This is a genomic window from Amycolatopsis panacis (assembly GCF_003600245.1).
Taxonomy (GTDB): Bacteria; Actinomycetota; Actinomycetes; order Mycobacteriales; family Pseudonocardiaceae; genus Amycolatopsis; species Amycolatopsis sulphurea.
In genome coordinates this window covers 1-17824 of sequence record NZ_QZFV01000096.1, presented here as the reverse complement: position 1 = coordinate 17824, position 17824 = coordinate 1, and the positions used below count along the sequence as shown (strand labels likewise).

The following is a 17824-nucleotide window of genomic DNA, read 5'->3' as shown; positions in this document are numbered from 1 at the left end:
TCACTGGTTACTCGGCGAAGGGGCAGGCATGGGTGCGATTCCGACGTTCGGCTGTGTGGCGATCGACTGCCCCGACCCGGTGGCGCTCGCCGGCTTCTACCAGCGGATCCTTGATTGGGGTGAGCCCACCATCCGCAACGACGGGCAGTGGGCCACGCTGGACAACCCGACCGGCGGCCCCCGGCTGGAATTCCTGTGGGTGCCGGACTATCGCGCGCCGGAGTGGCCCTCGGCGGAGAAGCCGCAGCAGGCGCATCTCGACCTTGAAGTCACCGATCTTGAAGCCGCGCACGAGCGGGTCCTCGGGCTGGGCGCGAAGCTTCTCGACGACTCGCCGGAGACGTTCCGCGTCTATGCCGATCCCGCTGGTCACCCGTTCTGTCTGTGCGCCTGCTGACGATCGGCGGCGATTCCGCGTAGGCTGGTTGCGTGATTTGTCCGAAGTGTCAGCATATGATGCAGACCGTCGACAAGGCGGGCGTCCACCTCGAGCGGTGTGAGGGTTGCCGCGGGATCTTCCTGGACCACGGTGAGCTGGAACGGATCGTGGGCGCGGAGAACTCGTTCTACGGGCACCAGCCGCCGCCGTATGACGGCGAGCGTCCCCGGGGTGGCGGTCTGTACGGCGCCCCGCGTGGTTACGCCGACTCGCCACGTCCGTACGGCGGAGGCCGTCCCGATTCGCCGCGTCCATATCGCTCGGGCGGTTACGCGGATTCACCGCGTCCGTACGGCGGCCATCGCGGGTACGCGGACTCGCCGCGTGCGTACGGCGGGCGTCGCAAGCGCAGTTTCCTCGAGAACCTGTTCGACTGAGTTGTCCACAGGTGGATCGCTGCCGGTCGCACTCGACCTGCGGGTGTGCCCGGCCTGTGGAGAGCGGGCGAGTTGTCCCCAGGTTGAAGGGACGACGGTGCGTTGTGGATCGTGCGGGCACCGCTGGCCGCTGCGCAAGCTCCCGCTCTTCGCGCTGACCGGGCCGAGTGGTGCCGGGAAATCCACGATCGGGCCGCTGCTGGCACAGCGGTTGGCCGGGGACGCACTGGTCCTGGAACAGGATCTGCTGTGGACCGGCGCACTCCAAGAAGAAAACCCGGGACACCCGGTATTCCGCGCCACCTGGCTGCGAATGGCGGCGATGCTGCACCAGAACGGTTTTCCGGTCGTCCTGTGCGGCACCGTGGCGCCGCCCGAACTGGAACCGTTGCCGGAACGGGCTTTCTTCTCCGACGTGCACTACCTCGCCCTGGTTGCCGACGACGAGATCCTCCGCGGCAGACTCCGCGCCCGCCCCGCTTGGCGTGAATGGGACGAGCCGCGGATCGAGGAAATGCTGGAGTTCAATCAGTGGATACGCGGGCAGGTCGACTTCATCGACACGACCGCGGCACCGGTGGGTGACGTCGTGGCCGCCGTGGAGAAATGGGTCCGAGTCAACCTGCCGGTGTGAGTCGCCGGTCAGTGCGTCGGGGCGGAGAAGTCTACAGTGGCCAGTTCAGTGCGCTTTCCGGCTGGTCCAGCCACCAGGTCTGCCGGTCCTGGTGCACGGTGAGGCCGAAGCGGGAGCGGTCCGGCTTGCCCAGCGTTTCCCAACGGGCGTAAGCCCGTTCGGCCAGATCCCAGAGCGCGCGTGGGCCGCCTTGGGCGACTTCCGTTCCGGAGTCCACGTTGCGGGTGCGGGCCCAGGACCCGTCCGGGTGGGCGAGGGCGAAGCCATCGCCGGGGAGCCGGAGCGGGTGCGCTCCGGGAAGCTCCAGTGAGGCGAAGAACTCGAAGCGCCGGTGGGGTTTCACGAGCGTCGCCATGGTCAGCCTCGTCGGGCGCCAGCTCGTGGGCTCCGGGAGTTCTATTGGTGGTGGCAGCCGGTGCGCGCGTAGCGGCATGAAACGGCCGTCGCGGGCGCAGACGCGGCCTTCCGCGGTGGCGTCGGGGCCGACGGTGAGGCGGACCAGGCCACCGCCCAGCGGCCGGTTCAAGGTCGTCACGATGTGGCCGCCGGGCACGGTCTGTTCCAGCCACGCCAAGGGAATCGTGGACACTGCAGCGGTGCAGAGGATGCGGTCGAAAACGATTCCGGCGGGAAAACCGAGCGCGCCGTCGCCCGCGGCACAGGCCGGTGCGTAACCGCATTCGGCGAGACGTTCGCGGGCCGCGTCGACCAGGTCCGCATCGATGTCCACTGTGGATACTTGGCCGGAACCGCAGCGGTGGCTGAGCAAACCGGCGTTGTACCCGGTCCCGGTGCCGATTTCGAGCACCCGGTCGCCGTCGCGCACGAGGAGTTCCTCAAGCATGATCGCCATGATCCCGGGCATACTCGACGAACTGGTCGGCACCCCGGTGACCGGGCCGAATTCCCTAGCCTGCAACCACTTAGCCGGCGTGTCGTCGAGTTGCGTGACCAGCACGTCACGGGAGTAGACGCGTTCCAGCCAGCCCGGATCGGCGCGCTCGACCGCACTCCAGGTGCCATTCTCCGGCACGAAGAACCGGGGGAGGAACACGTGCCGGGGCACCGCGGCGAAGGCGTCGATCCAGCGTTTCTCGTGGAGGACGCCTTCCGCGACGAGCTGCCGGGTCAGGCGCCTGCGGAGCCGTTGTGCACCCATGCCCCCCACGGTAGCCGGGTGAGCGATAGCACACCCGATGGTGCAAGCAGAGTGCTTGCAATAGCTAGCGCTGCCGCGTACCGTCGGTATGGCCAGAGGAGGTGACCGGATGACCGAACCCGGTGGCGCACACCGGCCGATCGAGAAGGTCGCGGACTTCGCTTCCGGCATCGGCGAGTACATCCGGCAGCAGCGCAGTTCGGCGAAGATCTCGTTGCGCCAGTTGTCGAAGCTCGCCGGAGTGTCCAATCCGTACCTGAGCCAGATCGAGCGCGGGGTGCGCAAGCCCAGCGCCGAGATCCTGCAGCAGATCGCCAAGGGCCTGCGTATTTCGGCCGAGGCGCTCTACGTGCAAGCGGGGATCCTCGACCTGCCGACGGGCGGACCGGTCGGCGACGCGATCCGCGCCGACACCGAGCTGACCGAGCGGCAGAAGCAGGTCCTGCTCGACGTCTACGAGTCCTTCCGGCGGGAGAACGCCGCCGGAACCGCTTCCCCCGCCGCCGACGCGGCGAAGACCACCACTATCTCTGAGGAGTCGCCATGACCACCCCCAAGACCACCGAGGACGTCCGCAAGGTCGTCAGCACCGCGATCGACCAGGTCCGCACCCCGCTGCTGGCCGCGCTCGGTGCGGGCAATCTGGCCGGCCAGGCCGTGACCGACGCCGTCGCGAAGGCTCGTGCGAACGTCAATTCCGCGCGCAAGGGCATCGAGGAGCTGCCTGGCGAGGTCGGGAGCATCCGCGAGAAGCTCGACCCGGCCGAGCTGCGCAAAGCCATCGACGAGTACACCGAGGCCGCGCTGAAGCTGTACAACAAGCTGGCCGAGTCCGGTGAGCAGGCCTGGGACAAGATCGCCGCGCAGCCACAGGTGAAGAAGGCCCTCGAGCAGCTGGAGGAGGCCCTCAGCGCCGCGCAGGACCGGGTCGACGGCCTGGCCGGCGAGACCCGCGAGCGCGTCGAAGACGTGCTGGCGAAGGTCACCAAGCGCACCCGCTCGGTCGGTGAGCAGGCTGCCCGCAAGGTGACCGAGGTCGCCGGCGAGACCGCGGACGCGGTAGAGGAGCTGGGCGACGACCTTGCCCACGAGACCCGCTCGGTGGCCCGCAAGACGGCCAACCGCACCGCGCCGAAGACCGCCGCGCCGGCCCGCCGCACCACGACCAACGCGAAGAAGCCGACCACCCCAAAGCCCGAAAAGTAAACCCGCCGCGCCCGCCGCCCTGGCGGCTCCCGGCGGCCCCGGGGCAAGGCTGTGAAGGGTCCCTTCACGGACTCTGAGTCCGTGAAGGGACCCTTCACGGACTTCGGAAAGAAGGCGAGCCGCTTCGTGGTCCGGGCCCTGCCGTGTTCGCCCGATTCGTGGCAAGTGCCCGGGCGGGCCGGTGGTCGGATTTTCCGGTGATGCCGGTCACAGGCGGGGCAATCCGGGATCGGTTCCGGGCCGCCGGGGGGTCCGGTTTCGCGCGCGGGTTGCCGTAAGCTGGATCCGTGCTGGTTGCCGACTGGATCCTCAGGGTCATCTACTGGGGCAGCATCGTGGTCGGGCTTTTCGCCTTCGTTCACGCGGTGTTGCAGCGTGCCGACGCGTACTCGGCGGCCGACCGCAAGACCAAGCCGATCTGGATGTTGATCACCGGCGGTGCCACCCTGGCGCTGGCCCTGTTCCAGGTGCAGGGGCCGGGGCTGATCTTCTGGGTGCCCGCGATGGCCGCGGTACTCGTCTACCTGGTCGACGTGCGGCCGCGGCTGATCGAAGTGCAGCGGGGCCGGCGCAACTGGTGACCGCCGTGCGGCCGTGTGCGGCCCGCGGTTTAGATTCGGTCGGATGACGACCTGGAACATCGCCGGGAGCCTCACCGTCGTTCCCGCGCCCACGCGTACCGAACTGCTCGCCGAACCTGTCGCGAAGGCGCTCGCCGCGCTGGCCGCCCCGGACGAGGTGGGGGTCGCCGAGATCGATCCCGGGCTGGCGGACACCGCCGAGTTCTGCGCGGCGTACGGGTCGCCGCTGTCCGCTTCGGCCAACTGCGTCATCGTCTCCGGCAAGCGGGCCGGTGAGGTGCGCTTCGCTGCGGCGCTCGTGCTCGCGACCACCCGGGCGGACGTCAACGGCGTGATCAAACGCCGGCTCGACGTGCGCAAGGCGTCGTTCGCGCCAATGGACGAGGCGGTGGCGCTCACCGGGATGGAGTACGGCGGCATCACCCCGGTCGGGCTGCCCGGACCGTGGCCGATCCTGGTCGACCAGGCCGTGGCCGACCAGCCGGAACTCGTCATCGGCAGCGGGATCCGGGGCAGCAAGCTGTTGATCTCCGGTGCCGCGCTCGCCGGGCTGCCGAACGCCGAGGTCATCGAGGGCCTGGCCCGGTAGCTCTCGTTCCCCGGATGTCGTTGGTGCGCAAGATGGTTTCTCCGGAGCCCGTTCGTGGCGGACGCCGTGCGGCCCGTTTCCGGCCGGGTGTGCGAAGGTGGGCTCGGCGGGAAAACGAAGAGAGCAGAGGGACGAGATGGGAAAGGTCACGGCCACCGCGGAGCGCATGATCGACGCGCCGGTGGAGAGGGTGCGCGAGCTGGTCGCCGACTACGTCGAGACCCGGCCGAAGCTGCTCACTGAGCACTACCGCGACTACGAGGTCACCGAAGGTGGCGTCGGAGCGGGTACGAAGGCCGGTTGGAAGCTGCAGGCCACCTCGAAGCGCGTACGCGACGTCGCGGCGACGGTGACCGAGCCCAAGCCGGGCACGTTGGTGGAGACCGACGCGAACTCCAGCATGGTCACCACCTGGACGGTCGCGGAGGCCGGTGCCGGTTCCCTGGTGCGCATCGAGACCAGCTGGGACGGCGCGAGTGGCGTCGGCGGCTTCTTCGAGAAGACCTTCGCCCCCGGTGGGCTGAAGCGGATCTACGACGGTGTGCTCGGCAAGCTCGCGGAGATCGTGTAGCGCCAGTCACGCCGCCGGGGCAAGCGGAACGTTTGCCCCGGTCTGGTCGTTGAAGCCGGGTGATACGGGGCACGCGCCCGGTTCGAGTCCAGTTGCAGAAACGGAGTCGGCACAGTGACCGCATCGACCAAGGCGACCGAGATCCGGCTCGCCGCTCGTCCGCACGGGGTTCCCACGCCGGAGAACTTCGACATCGTCGACACCGACGTGCCGGTGCCCGGTCCGGGGCAGCTGCTGGTACGCAACCTGGTGATGAGCGTGGACCCGGCCATGCGCGGGCGGATGAACGACGTGAAGTCCTACGCGCCGCCGTTCGAGGTGGGCGAGCCGATGCACGGTGGCGCGGTCGGCGAGGTCGTGGAATCCACTGTGGACGAATTCGCGCCCGGTGAGCACGTGCTGCACAACCTGGGCTGGCGTACGCACGCGGTACTCGATGCCAACCAGGTGGCCAAAGTGGACGGTTTGGTGGCGCAGCTGTCCACCTACCTCGGCGTGCTCGGCATGCCGGGCCTCACCGCGTATACCGGCCTGCTGGTGAGCGCGGAGTTCACGGCGGGGGACACGGTGTTCGTGTCCGGAGCGGCCGGTGCGGTCGGCTCGCTGGTGGGGCAGCTGGCCCGGCTCAAGGGTGCCAAGCGGGTGATCGGCAGCGCCGGTTCCGCGGAGAAGGTGCGTTGTCTGACCGAGGATCTCGGCTTCGACGCGGCCTTCAACTACAAGGACGGTCCGGTCGCCGGCCAGCTGGCCGCCGCCGCGCCCGAGGGCATCGACGTCTACTTCGACAACGTCGGCGGGGAGCATCTGGAAGCCGCCATCGCGTCGATGAACCTGCACGGCCGGATCGCGCTGTGCGGGATGATCTCGCTGTACAACGACACCGAGCCGGCACCCGGTCCGCGCAACCTCCTGCAGCTCGTCGTGCAGCGGATCACCATGCGCGGCATGCTCGTGTCGGACCAGTGGGGTATGCGGGAACAGTTCCTGACCGAGCTGGCGCCGCTCGTCGCTTCCGGCGAGATCAAGTACTCCGAGACCTTTGTGGACGGTATCCGCAATGCGCCTGATGCGTTCCTCGGGCTGCTCAGCGGAGCCAACACCGGCAAGATGCTGGTGCGCCTCTAAAGATTCAAAGGCTGTGAAGGGACCCTTCACGGACGCAAGGGCTGTGAAGGGACCCTTCACAGCCTTTGAATCCGTCTAGAAGACGACGGTGCGGTTGCCGTGGACGAGCACGCGGCCTTCGAGATGCCAGCGCAGGCCCCGGGCGAGGGCGACCTTCTCGACGTCCCGGCCCTTGCGGACCATGTCGTCCACCGAATCGTCGTGGCCGACGCGGATCACGTCCTGCTCCACGATCGGGCCCGCGTCCAGGTCGGCGGTGACGTAGTGGCAGGTCGCGCCGATCAGCTTGACGCCGCGGGCGTGTGCCTGGTGGTACGGCTTCGCGCCGACGAACGACGGCAGGAAGCTGTGGTGGATGTTCAGCGCGCGACCGGCCCACGCCGCGCACAGCTCGGGCGGCAGCACCTGCATGAAGCGCGCCAGCACGATCGCGTCCGGGGTGTGCGCGTCGACCAGCTTGCGGATCTCGGCGAACGCGTCCGCTTTGCCCGCCGGGTCGCCGGCCGGGAACGGCACGTGGTGGAACGGGATGCCGTGCGCGCGGGTGATGCCCCCGAGCGTGGCGTGGTTGCCGATCACTGCGGCGATTTCCACGTCCAGCTCGCCGGAGGCGACCCGGCCGAGCAGGTCGTACAGGCAATGCCCGGCCTTCGACACGAGAATCACCACGCGTGGGCGCCTCCCGGTGTCGAACACCTGCCAGTTCGACTCCGCCGACAGCTCCCCGGCCACGGCGGCGAACCGGTCACGCAGGCCGTCGACGTCGAAGGGCAGCGAGTCGGCGCGGACGACCTGGCGGGTGAAGAACCAGCCGGTGTCCGGATCGGTGTGGTAGGCCGCTTCGACGATCGTCCCGCCGTGTTCGGCGAGGAAACCCGAGATGCGCGCGATGATCCCGGTGCGGTCGGGGCAGCCGAAGGTGAGTACGTAGCGCTGTGGGTCAGGCACCCGGCCAGTATCCATTGCCGGCTGGTCAGGGTGTCTTGAGGAGGTCGAGAACAGCGGGATCGCCGGTCGTCGCGGCGGCGTGCGGGCGGCCCCAGAGCGCGCGGTAGACGTCGTCGGCCGGCCCGCTCAAGATCACGTCGGGGCTGCCTTCGCCCAGCGCCGGGCGCTCCCCGTGCCGCAGCACGAGGGTCCAGGCTCGGGTGCCGCCATGGACCTCGATGACCCCATCCCGGGTTCCGGACGGGGCCCGGCGGGGGAGCAGGAAGGCGAGATACTCGTCGATCCCGTCCTCGGCGAATTCCGGGGCGAAGCGGGTGTCCGGGGGAACGGGCAGCGCGCCCTCCGCGTCGAGCCGGTGGATGGCGAGTTCGTGGGCCATCCGCCGGGTCCAGTCGCCGACGGTGAAGGTGCCTTGCGGGAACGGGGATCTGGTCGGGTGATCCGCGGGCCGCCGGAGTGCTTCGCGGGCGGCGAGCCGGCCGCCGTCCCAGTGGCCGAGCAGGTCCGGCCAGCCCCCGTCGGTGCTCGCGGGCCGGTCAGCGCCGTCGCCGGCGATCATCGCGGTGACGTAGGAGAACAGTCCGTTCAGGTGGACGACCAGATCCTTCATCGTCCATTGAGGACAGTTCGGGACCGGGGCCCGCGGACCGGTCGTCAGCGCGGCCGCCTTCAGCCGGTCCGCGTGGATGTCGATCGCTTCCAGCAGCCGCGGGGTGTCCATGCCGCGATGTTAGGTGGCGGGCGCCGAGACGTCTGCCGAACTCGATGAGGGCAACCAGCAGCAAGGCGAGGGCGAAGGAGAGCAGCAGGCCGTACACCGGCTGGTCGGCGAACGCTGCGCCACCGGCTAGGCCGATCAGGGTGCTGTAGATCGCCCATAGTGTGGCGCCGAGGGCGTCCAGTGGCACGAAGCGTCGGAAGGGGTAACCGAGACTGCCGGTCGCCAGTGCGCTCGCGACGCGGCCACCCGGGAGGTAACGCGCGGCGATGATCAGCAGCGGCGCTCGTCTGAGTACTTGCGTGCGTGCCCACTCGTGCCGCTGTCGTCCGGATGGTCCTCGCTCCAGTCGTGCGAGCGCTCGTGGTCCGGCCGCGCGGCCGACGGTGTAGCCGAGGCAGTCGCCGGCCCACGCACCGGTCGCCGCGGCCAGCACCAGGAGGGCCAGGCGGCCGGGGTCGGGACCGAGGAGGACGGCGACGGTCACCACGGTCGTCTCGCTCGGCATGAACGGCAGCAACGCGTCCAGCGCGGAGACGGCGAACACGAGCAGCCACAGCCACGGCGACCCCAGCGCCCCTCGGAGCAGCTCGGTGACCTCTTCCAGCAGTTCCACCCGCTCAGCTTGATCACTGAAGGTCGCCACTGGGTGACCCCGCGGGGTGTGGCCGGTGAACAGGTGGGGGTCAGCCGGGCGCGACGCTCTCCCACGGAACGGTCAGCTCCCCGAGCCGGTGCCGGTCCTGGCGGCCGAGCACCGGCCAGCCGCGGCCGGCCAGCAGCGCGACCGCGGTGCGCCAGCGGGCGCGCACACCGAACGATCGGTGCGGCGCGGCCGCCGCCCAGCATTCGTCCAAAGTGGTCAGCAGCGTGTGTACGCGTTCGCCCGGAACGTTGCGGTGGATGAGGATCTTCGGCAGTCGTTCGGCCACTGTGGACGGATGGTCGAGTTCGGCGAGGCGGACCGAGAGGGTGAGCGAGACCGGTCCGCCGGCGGTCACGGTGACCCAGGTGGCGAGCCTGCCGATCTCGTCGCAGGTGCCCTCGACCAGCATCCCGCCGGAGGGCATCGCGTCGAGCATCAGCCGCCACGCACCGGTCACCTCGTGTTCGTCGTACTGGCGGAGCACGTTGAACGCGCGCACCAGCACCGGCCGCGTTCCGGCGAGTTCGAACCCGCCACGGCGGAAGTCCAGCCGAGGTGGATCCGCCGCCTGCCGGCCCCGCGCGACCCGTTCGGGATCCAGTTCGAGCCCGAGCACCCGCACGTCCGCGCGGACCCGCGCCAGCCACCGGGCCAGCTCCACGGTCGTGACCGGCGACGCGCCGTAGCCGAGATCGACGACAAGGGGACGCTCGCTCCGCCGAAGCAGCCGGGTGACCGCGGGATCGGCGACCAGCCACCGATCCACCCGCCGCAGCCGGTTGGGATTGGTGGTCCCCCGGGTCGGCGCCCCGACCGGAGCCGAACGGCCGCCTTTCGGGGCAGTGCGGGTGGCTGGCACGCCGGTCGCCGAAGCGGGCGGGGTGCCTTTTCCCGGAGTGGACGGGGGACGGGCGGCCACCGGAGTCAGCGGTGGTCGGCCAGCCACTGCGCGGTGAACTCGTCCTCGCGGCGAAGCAGGCTCGTCACCTGCTCGGAGACGAACTCCTCGATCCGGCCGCCGAACAGCGGAATCCGGACCACAACCTCGCCGGACGTGCGGAAGATCACTTTTTCCGCGGACGGGGCGAGCGAGGTCTGCGCACCGATCTCGCCGGGGACGCCGCCGACGGAGACGTCGGTCCGGCCGGTGTAGCTCTCGCCGGAGCGCTGCCAGGTCTGGGTGCGGCGGACGATGATGTCGCCCTTGATCAGGGCACGCACCGCTTGCGGCAGGCGGGCGGCGTTGATGCCGTGCTCCAGCTCGTAGCGCACCGAGTCGCCTTCGCCGGTGTACGACAGGAGCTTGCCGTTATCGCCGCCGAGGGCGGACAGGCGTGCTCGTACGGCTTCCTCGCCGGACACTGCGAGGAAGACCTCCGCGAGCGTGCCGGAGAACTCGCCGCGGTGCTCGATCCGGGAACCCATGGGCGGTGACAGTACCGGGCGCACGCGGTAAGGGGCCAAGTCGAGGCCAGTACCGTTAACAGCCGTGAACACCACAGTTGGGCCGCGCCTCGCCGACTGCACGACCTTGCGGCTGGGGGGACCGGCGCGCCGTTTCGTCCACACGGACACGGCCGCCGACCTGGTCGCCGCCGTCCGGGCGGCGGACGAAGCCGGGGAACCGGTGTTGCTGCTCGGCGGCGGCTCGAACCTGGTCGTGGCCGACGAGGGGTTCGACGGCACGCTGGTGCGGATCGCGTCCACGGGCTGGACCCGCGATGGCGACGTCGTCGAAGTGGTCGCCGGGCATGAGTGGGACGCGTTCGTCGCCGAACTGGTCGACGCGGGGCTCGGTGGGCTCGAATGCCTGTCCGGCATCCCCGGTTCGGTCGGGGCCACGCCGATCCAGAACGTCGGCGCGTACGGCTGCGAAGTGGCCGATTCTCTCGTCTCCGTGCGGCTTTACGACCGGAAAGCAGGCGAGATCCGCACAGTGCCGGCCGAGGAACTCGGCTTCGGTTATCGCACCAGTGTCCTCAAGGGCACTGATCGCGGCGTGGTGCTGAGCGTGCGGTTCCGGATCGATCGTTCAGGACAGTCCGCGCCGGTGCGGTACGCCGAGCTGGCGCGCACGCTGGGTACCGAAACCGGCGCGAAAGTCCCCACCGCGCAAGCCCGGGAGGCCGTGCTCGGCCTGCGCCGCGGCAAGGGCATGGTGCTGGACCCGGCCGACCACGACACGTGGAGCGCCGGTTCGTTCTTCACCAATCCGATCGTTCCGTCCGGCGAAGCCCCGGAGACCGTGGCGCGGATCACGGAAGCCGCCGGCGAACCACCGCGGTTCCCGGCCGAGGCGGGGGTGAAGCTGTCCGCCGCGTGGCTCATCGAGCGGGCCGGTTTCGGCAAGGGGTACCCCGGGCCGGGCGGCCGGGTTTCCTTGTCCACCAAGCACACTCTCGCGCTGACGAACCGCGGCGGCGCCAGCACGGCGGACCTGCTCGCGCTGGCGGGCGAGGTCCGGGACGGCGTCGAAGCCCGCTTCGGTGTGCGCCTGCATCCGGAGCCGCTGCTCATCGGCTGCGCACTTTGAGCCGCTACGGCAACCGGACGAGCGGGTGAAACGTCCTCCGTACGGAGAGAGAGCACCGCGGAACAGGTAGCGTCGAGAGTGCTCGCCGACGCTGATCATGTGGCGCACCCCGGGTGGACGGGGAGCAGGTGCGGGGGGACAACAGGAGGTAGACGGTGATCGAGCGCCGTACGGTGTTCAAGGCCGCGGTCGCCGCAGGTGCGGCAGCGCTCGCGGCCGCGTGTTCGACCAGTAACGACGGCACCGCGCTGCCCCAGGGCAGCAGCGATGACGGGGGCAAGGCGGTCGAGCCCGTGGCGAAGATCACGGCCACCCCGGCCGTGGCCGCGAAGGACGCGGGGGTCCGCGATCCGGTGGTGGTCAAGGTCGCCGAGGGCAAGCTGACCGAGGTGAAGGTCACCAGCTCCAGTGGCGCCGAGCTGAAGGGCGACCTCGCCGCCGACGGCCTGTCGTGGACCAGTTCCGAGCCACTCGGCTACGGCAAGACCTACACCTACGCGGCCAAGGCGCTCGGCTCCGACCAGCGCCCAGCCGAGCTGTCCGGTTCGTTCGCCACGATCAGCCCGGCCAAGCAGGTGCGCGCCACGCTGAACCCGGCCGACAACGCGAAGGTCGGCGTCGGGATGCCGATCAGCGTGAAGTTCGACAGCCCGCCGAAGGACCGCGCCGCGGTCGAGAAGGCGTTGAAGGTCAAGACCGACGTCGAGGGCGCCTGGGGCTGGATTTCGGCCACGCAGGTCGACTGGCGGCCGAAGGAGTACTGGCCGGAGAACACCTCGGTGGAGGTCGAGGCGAATCTCTACGGCCTTGAGCTGGGCGAAGGTACCTACGGCAAGTCCGATGTCACCACGAAGTTCGCCATCGGCCGCAACCAGGTGGTCAAGGTGCACACGCCGGACCACTCGATGAAGGTCTTCCGCGGCGGCTCGGAGGTCAAGAGCTACCCCTGCTCCAACGGGCTGGACGCCGAGGTGGACCGCAACACCCCGAACGGCACGTACATCGTGATGTCGAAGCAGGAGCACGCGGTCTTCGACAACGCCCGCTACGGCTACACCAACGTGAACAAGAAATGGGCCTGCCGGATCTCCAACCACGGCGAGTTCATCCACGAGAACCAGGACAATGCGGCCGCGATCGGCAAGGTCAACAACTCGCACGGCTGTGTCAACCTGCTCGAGGTGGACGCCAAGGACTACTACGACTCGGCGATGGTCGGCGACCCGGTGGAAATCACCGGTGCGCAGCAGAAGAGCCCGACCGGTTCGGATGTCAAGGACTGGTTCTACGACTGGCCTACCTGGAAGACCCTTTCCGCGCTGAAGTGAGCGTCTGCTACGAAGTAGCACCGTGAACACCGAAGTCGCCGGCCCCGGCGGAGTGCGCATCGCACTGCGGGTCGAGGGTGCCGAGAACTCCCGTCCGATCGTCTTCGTGCACGGCTGGGCGCAGTCGGCGGACGCCTGGTCCGCGCAGCTGGCCGATCCGGCGCTGTCCGGCCGGTTCCGGCTGGTCGCGATGGACCTGCGCGGGCACGGCGCGTCCGGCGTGCCCGCCGCCGGGTACGACGATCCGCGGCAGTGGGCCGGCGATCTCGCCGCGGTGCTGGACTTCGCCGGCCCGGACGCGATCCTGGTCGGCTGGTCCTACGGCGGCCTGGTGATCACGGACTACCTCCGGGTGCACGGCACCGCACGGCTGTCCGGGATCGTGCTCGTCGGCGCGGTCACCGAGATCGGCCGGGGCCGCGAGGGCGGCCGGACCGGGCCGGTGATGCGGGCCGCTTTGCCCGCCGCGCTGTCCGACGACGCCGAGGTCGCGATTCCGGCGCTGGTCGAGTTCGCCCGCGCGCAGGCGAGCGCGCGAGTGCCCGGGGCGTACGCGCAGGCCATGCTCGGGCGCTCGCTCTCGGTGCCGCCCGCGGTGCGGGGCGCGCTGTTCCGCCGGGACGTCGGCAGCGCCGAAGTGCTGGCCGCGGTGGACGTGCCGGTGCTGGTCGTGCACGGTACGGCGGACCAGGTGGTGGATCCGGCCGCCGCGGAGTACTCCGCCGGGAAGATTCCGGGGGCGGTTCTGCGTTGGTTCGTTGACGCGGGGCATCTGCCGTTCGTCGAGGAGCCGGGTGAGTTCACCGCTCTGCTGCGGCAGTTCTCCGGGAATACGGCCGAAGAGCAGGAGTAGATACAGGTGACCAGCTCCCTCAACGGGTTCCGGGCCGCGCCGCGCCGGATCGCCGTGCTGTCCGTGCACACCTCACCACTCGAACAGCCGGGCACCGGCGACGCGGGCGGGATGAACGTGTACATCAGCCAGACCGCGCAGGAGATGGCGCGCCGCGGGGTCGAGGTGGAGGTGTTCACCCGCGCAACGTCCTCGGAGCAGCCGCCGCTGGCCGAGCTGTCGCCGGGGGTCACCGTGCGGCATGTGCAGGCCGGTCCGTTCGAACCGCTCGCGCGCGACGAGCTGCCCGCCCAGCTGTGCGCGTTCACCTCCGGGGTCCTGCGTGCCGAGGCGTTCCACGAACCCGGCTACTACGACCTGATCCACTCGCACTACTGGCTTTCCGGGCAGGTCGGCTGGCTGGCCAGGGACCGCTGGGGGGTCCCGCTCGTGCACACCGCGCATACCCTGGCCAAGGTGAAGAACTCGCTGCTGGCCGCGGGGGACAAGCCGGAGCCGCGCACCCGCGTGATGGGCGAGGAGCAGGTGGTCGCGGAGGCCGACTGCCTGGTGGCGAACACCCAGGTGGAGGCCCGGCAGCTGGTGGAGCTCTACGGCGCGGCGCCGGACGCGGTACACGCCGTGCCGCCGGGCGTGGACCTCGAACGGTTCACACCCGGTTCGCAGCCGGAGGCCCGGCGTGCGCTCGGCCTGCCCGAGGACGCGGTGGTGCTCGCTTTCGCCGGGCGAATCCAGCCGCTCAAAGCGCCGGACGTGCTGCTGCACGCCGCGGCCGAGCTGCTTCGTCGGCAGCCGGAACTGACGCGGCGGCTGGTGGTGCTGATCGTCGGCGGTCCGTCCGGGACGGGGCTGGAGCAGCCGCAGGCATTGCGGGAGCTGGCGGCGACGCTGGGTATCGCCGGGCAGGTGCGGTTCCTGCCCCCGCAGCCGGGGGCGAAGCTGCGCACCGTGTTCTGCGCGGCCGATGTGGTCGCCGTGCCCAGCTACAACGAGTCGTTCGGCCTGGTCGCGCTGGAGGCGCAGGCTTGCGGGACCCCGGTGGTGGCCGCCGAGGTCGGCGGGCTGCCGGTCGCGGTGCCGCACGGGGTGTCCGGGCTGCTGGTGCCTTCGCACCGCGCTGCGGACTGGGCGGACGCGCTCGCCGCGGTCGCGCTGCGCCCGGACCGGCGGGCCGAGCTGGCGGCCAACGCGGTGCCGCACGCGCAGCGGTTCTCCTGGCGGCGGACCACCGACTCGCTGACCGGGATCTACGCTCAGGCGAGCCTGGCGTTCCGCCGGGCGCTGGAGAACCGGGCGGAGGTGGCGGTGTGAGTCTCGACGCGGTACTCAAGTCCACTTTGGACGAAGCGGGACTGAAGTACGACCGGCGCGGTGCGGGCCGCTACTTCGTCACCCTGCCCGGGACCAGGAAACTCCAGACCAACTGCTGGCTGGTGGACGGGGACCACGCGTTCTCGGTGGAGGCGTTCGTCTGCCGCCGTCCCGATGAGCGGCACGAGGACGTCTACCGGTTTCTGTTGCAGCGCAACGCCCGGCTCTACGGCGTGCACTACACAGTGGACAGTGTCGGGGACATCTACCTGGTCGGCCGGTTCGGCAGGGAGACGATCACCGCCGCGGAGCTGGACAAGATCCTCGGCCAGGTGCTGGAGACCGCCGACGGCGACTTCAACACCCTGCTGGAAATCGGGTTCGGCACCTCGATCAGGCGTGAGTGGGACTGGCGGGTGTCCCGTGGTGAATCGCTGGCCAACCTCCAGGCGTTCAAGCACCTGGTCGAGCCCGCCCGGCCGCACGAGCCGGGGCTGACCGAGTCGTGACCGCCGCCGTGCAACGGTTCTGACCGCCGTGCCGTCTCTCCGCCACGAACTGGAGGGAGAGACGGATGCGAACCCGATGGAGATCCCTGCTCGCCGGTGGCGGGCTGGTGCTGGTGCTCAGCGGCTGCAGTGGCACGCAGGAGACGGCCACTCCGGCGCAGGCGGGGATGGCGGCGAACGCCGGTGCGGCGCCGAAGCAGGAGGCCGTACCGGGGCCGAAAGCCGCTCCGGCGCAGGTCAGTCCCTCGACGACGGACCGCAAGCTGGCCCGGAGCGCCCGGCTGGACGTGACGACGCGGACGGTCGCCGACGTCGTGGCCCGCGCCCGGGCCATCGCAGCCGATGTCGGCGGGTACCCGGGGCAGGAGACCAGTACGACCGATTCCGCCACGGTGAGCTTGTCCGTGCCTGCCGAAAAGCTCGACCCGGTGCTGGACCGGCTCGCCGGCCTCGGCGAGGTCACCCGGCGCGAGCTGAGCACCCGGGACGTGACCGGGCAGGTGGTCGACGTGGCGGCCCGGCTGGCCACGCAGCGGGCGAGCGTGGACCGGATCAGGGCGTTGCTGGCGAAGGCCTCGTCGGTGTCCGAGATCGCGTCCGTGGAGAGCGAGCTGACCAGCCGGGAGGCCGAGCTGGAGTCGCTTGAGCGCCAGCAGGACTCGCTCGCCGGGACGGTCGCGATGGCCACCGTCGCGCTGTCGGTGACCGGAACCGCGGCGCCGCAGGCCGCCGATGAATCCGGCGGTTTTCTCGGAGGCCTCGGCGCGGGCTGGCGCGGGTTCCTGGTCTTCGGCGGCGCCGTGCTACGGGTGCTCGGCGCGGTGGTGCCGTTCGCCGTGGTGCTCGGGATCCCGGCGGGCGCGCTGCTGTGGTGGCTGCGCCGCCGGCGACGGGTGCGTGTGGCGGAGACGCCCGCCGAGTGAGGGCGGTGGCGGGACGGCTCGAGGGAGGGGGAGTCGCGATCTCGAGCCGCCCCGCTGAAGTTCCCGCCAAAAGTGGACCCGGTGACGAGGGGGATGCCAACGGGGCCGGCGGGCCGCGGCTCGGCAGGGGGAGACGAGCCGCGATCACGGCCCGCACGCCGGGGAGTGCGTGGATCCGGCTGTGCGGGACATGCCAAACCTGTCAGATGTCCACCGGTAATCACAAGACTACTCGTTAGACCGTTCGGGTGAATTCTTGCGACGACGATAACGGTACGCAATGCATTGCCCTTGCTGACCTGCTTGTTGGCAGCCCACCTGTTGTTCGAGTGACAGCGTTACTGTCCGGTAACGCACTCTCCGTAGAACACCGTTCAACGCGGGACTCCCGGCCGGCGCGGTGGTCCGTTCTGGCAGGCTGTGCCCATGGCCGAACTCGGGACGTTGGTGCTGCTGCGACACGGGCAGAGCACGTGGAACGCGGAAAACCTGTTCACCGGCTGGGTGGACGTACCTCTTTCGGAGACTGGGGAGCGGGAGGCCCGCCAGGGCGGGCAGCTGCTGGCCGAGGCCGGGCTGCTGCCGGACGTGGTGCACACCTCCCTGCTGCGCCGGGCGATCGGCACGGCGAACCTGGCCCTCGACGCCGCCGACCGGCATTGGATCCCGGTCAAGCGCGACTGGCGGCTCAACGAGCGGCACTACGGGGCGCTGCAGGGCAAGAACAAGAAGCAGACCCTCGACGAGTTCGGCGAAGAGCAGTTCATGCTCTGGCGCCGTTCCTACGACACCCCGCCGCCGCCGATCGACCCGGCCGACGAGTACAGCCAGGCCGGCGACCCGCGCTACGCCGACCTCGGTGACGAGGCCCCGCGCACCGAATGCCTCAAGGACGTCGTCGCGCGGCTGCTGCCGTACTGGGAATCGGCGATCGTGCCGGACCTGCGCGCCGGGCGCACGGTGCTGGTCGCCGCGCACGGCAACTCGCTGCGCGCGCTGGTCAAGCACCTGGACGGGATCTCCGACGACGACATCGCCGGCCTCAACATCCCGACCGGCATCCCGCTGCGCTACGACCTGACCACCGAGCTGAAGCCGGTCAAGACGGGCGGCGAGTACCTCGACCCCGAGGCGGCGAAGGAAGCCGCCGCCGCCGTCGCGAACCAGGGCCGCTGACCGCCACACCCGAAAGCTGTGAAGGGACCCTTCACAGCCTTTGAGTCCAGGGTTCCGGCAAAGTCGGTGTGGAGGTCTGTGAAGGGACCCTTCACGGACTCTGAGTCTGTGAAGGGTCCCTTCACAGACCCGAAACCGGTCCGGCGCACGCCACGAGGTGGTCGCACACACCTCCGCATCGCCCACTGCCGGGTCCCC

Annotated in this window: 21 protein-coding genes and 1 pseudogene; 16 read left to right on the top strand and 6 right to left on the bottom strand. The window is 70.1% G+C overall.

Going from position 1 to position 17824, the window contains the following annotated elements; all coding sequences use genetic code 11:
• Positions 1–28: 28 nt before the first annotated feature.
• Genes D5S19_RS19940 through D5S19_RS19930 form a run of 3 tightly spaced genes read left to right on the top strand, consistent with a single transcriptional unit; the run spans position 29 to position 1450 of the window.
• Complete coding sequence (locus D5S19_RS19940; RefSeq protein WP_120024863.1) at positions 29–397, top strand: VOC family protein; 369 nt, start codon at positions 29–31, stop codon at positions 395–397.
• A gap of 32 nt (positions 398–429) precedes the next feature.
• Positions 430–816, top strand: coding sequence for a TFIIB-type zinc ribbon-containing protein (locus D5S19_RS19935; RefSeq protein ID WP_120024862.1), 387 nt, complete (start codon positions 430–432; stop codon positions 814–816).
• Between the two features lie 19 nt (positions 817–835).
• Positions 836–1450 (top strand): nucleoside kinase, encoded by a 615-nt coding sequence (locus tag D5S19_RS19930; protein WP_120024888.1) that lies wholly within the window; start codon positions 836–838, stop codon positions 1448–1450.
• Positions 1451–1481: 31 nt separating this feature from the next.
• Here the strand turns inward: D5S19_RS19930 and D5S19_RS19925 are convergent, their stop codons facing one another.
• Entirely contained in the window at positions 1482–2609 is a 1128-nt protein-coding gene (locus tag D5S19_RS19925; RefSeq protein ID WP_120024861.1) for a methyltransferase domain-containing protein, read from the bottom strand.
• Between the two features lie 109 nt (positions 2610–2718).
• Between D5S19_RS19925 and D5S19_RS19920 the strand changes: the two genes are divergently transcribed.
• The 6 genes from D5S19_RS19920 to D5S19_RS19895 all read left to right on the top strand — a co-directional run bounded on the left by D5S19_RS19920 (position 2719) and on the right by D5S19_RS19895 (position 6681).
• Positions 2719–3156 carry a helix-turn-helix domain-containing protein gene (locus tag D5S19_RS19920; protein WP_199730591.1) on the top strand — a complete coding sequence of 146 codons (438 nt, stop codon included), beginning with the start codon at positions 2719–2721 and terminating at the stop codon, positions 3154–3156.
• A complete protein-coding gene (locus D5S19_RS19915; protein WP_120024860.1) occupies positions 3153–3815 on the top strand; it encodes a coiled-coil domain-containing protein in 663 nt (220 codons plus the stop codon). The genes D5S19_RS19920 and D5S19_RS19915 overlap by 4 nt, the downstream gene beginning before the upstream one ends.
• A gap of 287 nt (positions 3816–4102) precedes the next feature.
• Complete coding sequence (locus D5S19_RS19910) at positions 4103–4396, top strand: DUF2516 family protein (RefSeq protein ID WP_120024859.1); 294 nt, start codon at positions 4103–4105, stop codon at positions 4394–4396.
• 43 nt (positions 4397–4439) lie between these two features.
• A complete protein-coding gene (locus D5S19_RS19905; RefSeq protein ID WP_120024858.1) occupies positions 4440–4985 on the top strand; it encodes a YbaK/EbsC family protein in 546 nt (181 codons plus the stop codon).
• 136 nt (positions 4986–5121) lie between these two features.
• Positions 5122–5556 carry an SRPBCC family protein gene (locus D5S19_RS19900; RefSeq protein ID WP_120024857.1) on the top strand — a complete coding sequence of 145 codons (435 nt, stop codon included), beginning with the start codon at positions 5122–5124 and terminating at the stop codon, positions 5554–5556.
• A 114-nt stretch (positions 5557–5670) separates the two neighbouring features.
• The gene (locus D5S19_RS19895; RefSeq protein ID WP_120024856.1) at positions 5671–6681 is read left to right on the top strand and encodes an NADP-dependent oxidoreductase; all 1011 of its coding nucleotides are present in this window, start codon (positions 5671–5673) and stop codon (positions 6679–6681) included.
• A gap of 75 nt (positions 6682–6756) precedes the next feature.
• On the opposite strand, the gene purU is transcribed toward D5S19_RS19895, so the two are convergent.
• The 5 genes and pseudogenes from purU to D5S19_RS19870 form a co-directional block, all read right to left on the bottom strand.
• On the bottom strand, positions 6757–7644 hold the full coding sequence (gene purU / locus D5S19_RS19890; protein WP_120024855.1) for a formyltetrahydrofolate deformylase: 888 nt from the start codon (positions 7642–7644) through the stop codon (positions 6757–6759).
• Between the two features lie 10 nt (positions 7645–7654).
• Positions 7655–8260 (bottom strand): annotated as a pseudogene (locus tag D5S19_RS19885) (maleylpyruvate isomerase family mycothiol-dependent enzyme); the annotation flags it as partial.
• Positions 8166–8963, bottom strand: a complete 798-nt coding sequence (locus D5S19_RS19880) for a DedA family protein (RefSeq protein ID WP_233574042.1) — start codon at positions 8961–8963, stop codon at positions 8166–8168. The gene D5S19_RS19880 and the pseudogene D5S19_RS19885, both read right to left, overlap by 95 nt.
• A gap of 70 nt (positions 8964–9033) precedes the next feature.
• The gene (locus tag D5S19_RS19875) at positions 9034–9852 is read right to left on the bottom strand and encodes a class I SAM-dependent methyltransferase (protein WP_120024853.1); all 819 of its coding nucleotides are present in this window, start codon (positions 9850–9852) and stop codon (positions 9034–9036) included.
• Between the two features lie 65 nt (positions 9853–9917).
• A complete protein-coding gene (locus D5S19_RS19870; RefSeq protein WP_120024852.1) occupies positions 9918–10418 on the bottom strand; it encodes a DUF2505 domain-containing protein in 501 nt (166 codons plus the stop codon).
• A 64-nt stretch (positions 10419–10482) separates the two neighbouring features.
• Here D5S19_RS19870 and D5S19_RS19865 point away from each other — a divergent pair, with 64 nt between their 5' ends.
• The 7 genes from D5S19_RS19865 (at position 10483) to D5S19_RS19835 (ending at position 17626) form a co-directional block, all read left to right on the top strand.
• Positions 10483–11526: a UDP-N-acetylmuramate dehydrogenase gene (locus D5S19_RS19865; RefSeq protein ID WP_120024851.1), complete on the top strand. Its 1044-nt coding sequence runs from the start codon at positions 10483–10485 to the stop codon at positions 11524–11526.
• Positions 11527–11681: 155 nt separating this feature from the next.
• Positions 11682–12854: a L,D-transpeptidase gene (locus D5S19_RS19860; protein WP_120024850.1), complete on the top strand. Its 1173-nt coding sequence runs from the start codon at positions 11682–11684 to the stop codon at positions 12852–12854.
• A 22-nt stretch (positions 12855–12876) separates the two neighbouring features.
• Positions 12877–13707 (top strand): alpha/beta fold hydrolase, encoded by an 831-nt coding sequence (locus D5S19_RS19855; RefSeq protein ID WP_120024849.1) that lies wholly within the window; start codon positions 12877–12879, stop codon positions 13705–13707.
• Between the two features lie 6 nt (positions 13708–13713).
• Positions 13714–15018, top strand: a complete 1305-nt coding sequence (mshA, locus tag D5S19_RS19850) for a D-inositol-3-phosphate glycosyltransferase (RefSeq protein WP_199730590.1) — start codon at positions 13714–13716, stop codon at positions 15016–15018.
• Entirely contained in the window at positions 15015–15527 is a 513-nt protein-coding gene (locus D5S19_RS19845) for a type III secretion system chaperone family protein (RefSeq protein ID WP_120024848.1), read from the top strand. Before mshA ends, D5S19_RS19845 begins: the two co-directional genes overlap by 4 nt.
• A gap of 65 nt (positions 15528–15592) precedes the next feature.
• Positions 15593–16450: a DUF4349 domain-containing protein gene (locus tag D5S19_RS19840; protein ID WP_120024847.1), complete on the top strand. Its 858-nt coding sequence runs from the start codon at positions 15593–15595 to the stop codon at positions 16448–16450.
• A gap of 426 nt (positions 16451–16876) precedes the next feature.
• Positions 16877–17626 (top strand): phosphoglyceromutase, encoded by a 750-nt coding sequence (locus D5S19_RS19835; RefSeq protein ID WP_120024846.1) that lies wholly within the window; start codon positions 16877–16879, stop codon positions 17624–17626.
• The last annotated feature ends 198 nt before the right edge of the window (positions 17627–17824 follow it).

Coding starts and splice junctions, on each gene's coding strand:
- D5S19_RS19940 (WP_120024863.1), top strand. CDS start 29: ATGGGTGCGATTCCGACGTTCGGCTGTGTGGCGATCGACTGCCCCGAC.
- D5S19_RS19925 (WP_120024861.1), bottom strand. CDS start 2,609: ATGGGTGCACAACGGCTCCGCAGGCGCCTGACCCGGCAGCTCGTCGCG.
- D5S19_RS19920 (WP_199730591.1), top strand. CDS start 2,719: ATGACCGAACCCGGTGGCGCACACCGGCCGATCGAGAAGGTCGCGGAC.
- D5S19_RS19915 (WP_120024860.1), top strand. CDS start 3,153: ATGACCACCCCCAAGACCACCGAGGACGTCCGCAAGGTCGTCAGCACC.
- D5S19_RS19905 (WP_120024858.1), top strand. CDS start 4,440: ATGACGACCTGGAACATCGCCGGGAGCCTCACCGTCGTTCCCGCGCCC.
- D5S19_RS19900 (WP_120024857.1), top strand. CDS start 5,122: ATGGGAAAGGTCACGGCCACCGCGGAGCGCATGATCGACGCGCCGGTG.
- purU (WP_120024855.1), bottom strand. CDS start 7,644: ATGGATACTGGCCGGGTGCCTGACCCACAGCGCTACGTACTCACCTTC.
- D5S19_RS19870 (WP_120024852.1), bottom strand. CDS start 10,418: ATGGGTTCCCGGATCGAGCACCGCGGCGAGTTCTCCGGCACGCTCGCG.
- D5S19_RS19840 (WP_120024847.1), top strand. CDS start 15,593: ATGCGAACCCGATGGAGATCCCTGCTCGCCGGTGGCGGGCTGGTGCTG.
- D5S19_RS19835 (WP_120024846.1), top strand. CDS start 16,877: ATGGCCGAACTCGGGACGTTGGTGCTGCTGCGACACGGGCAGAGCACG.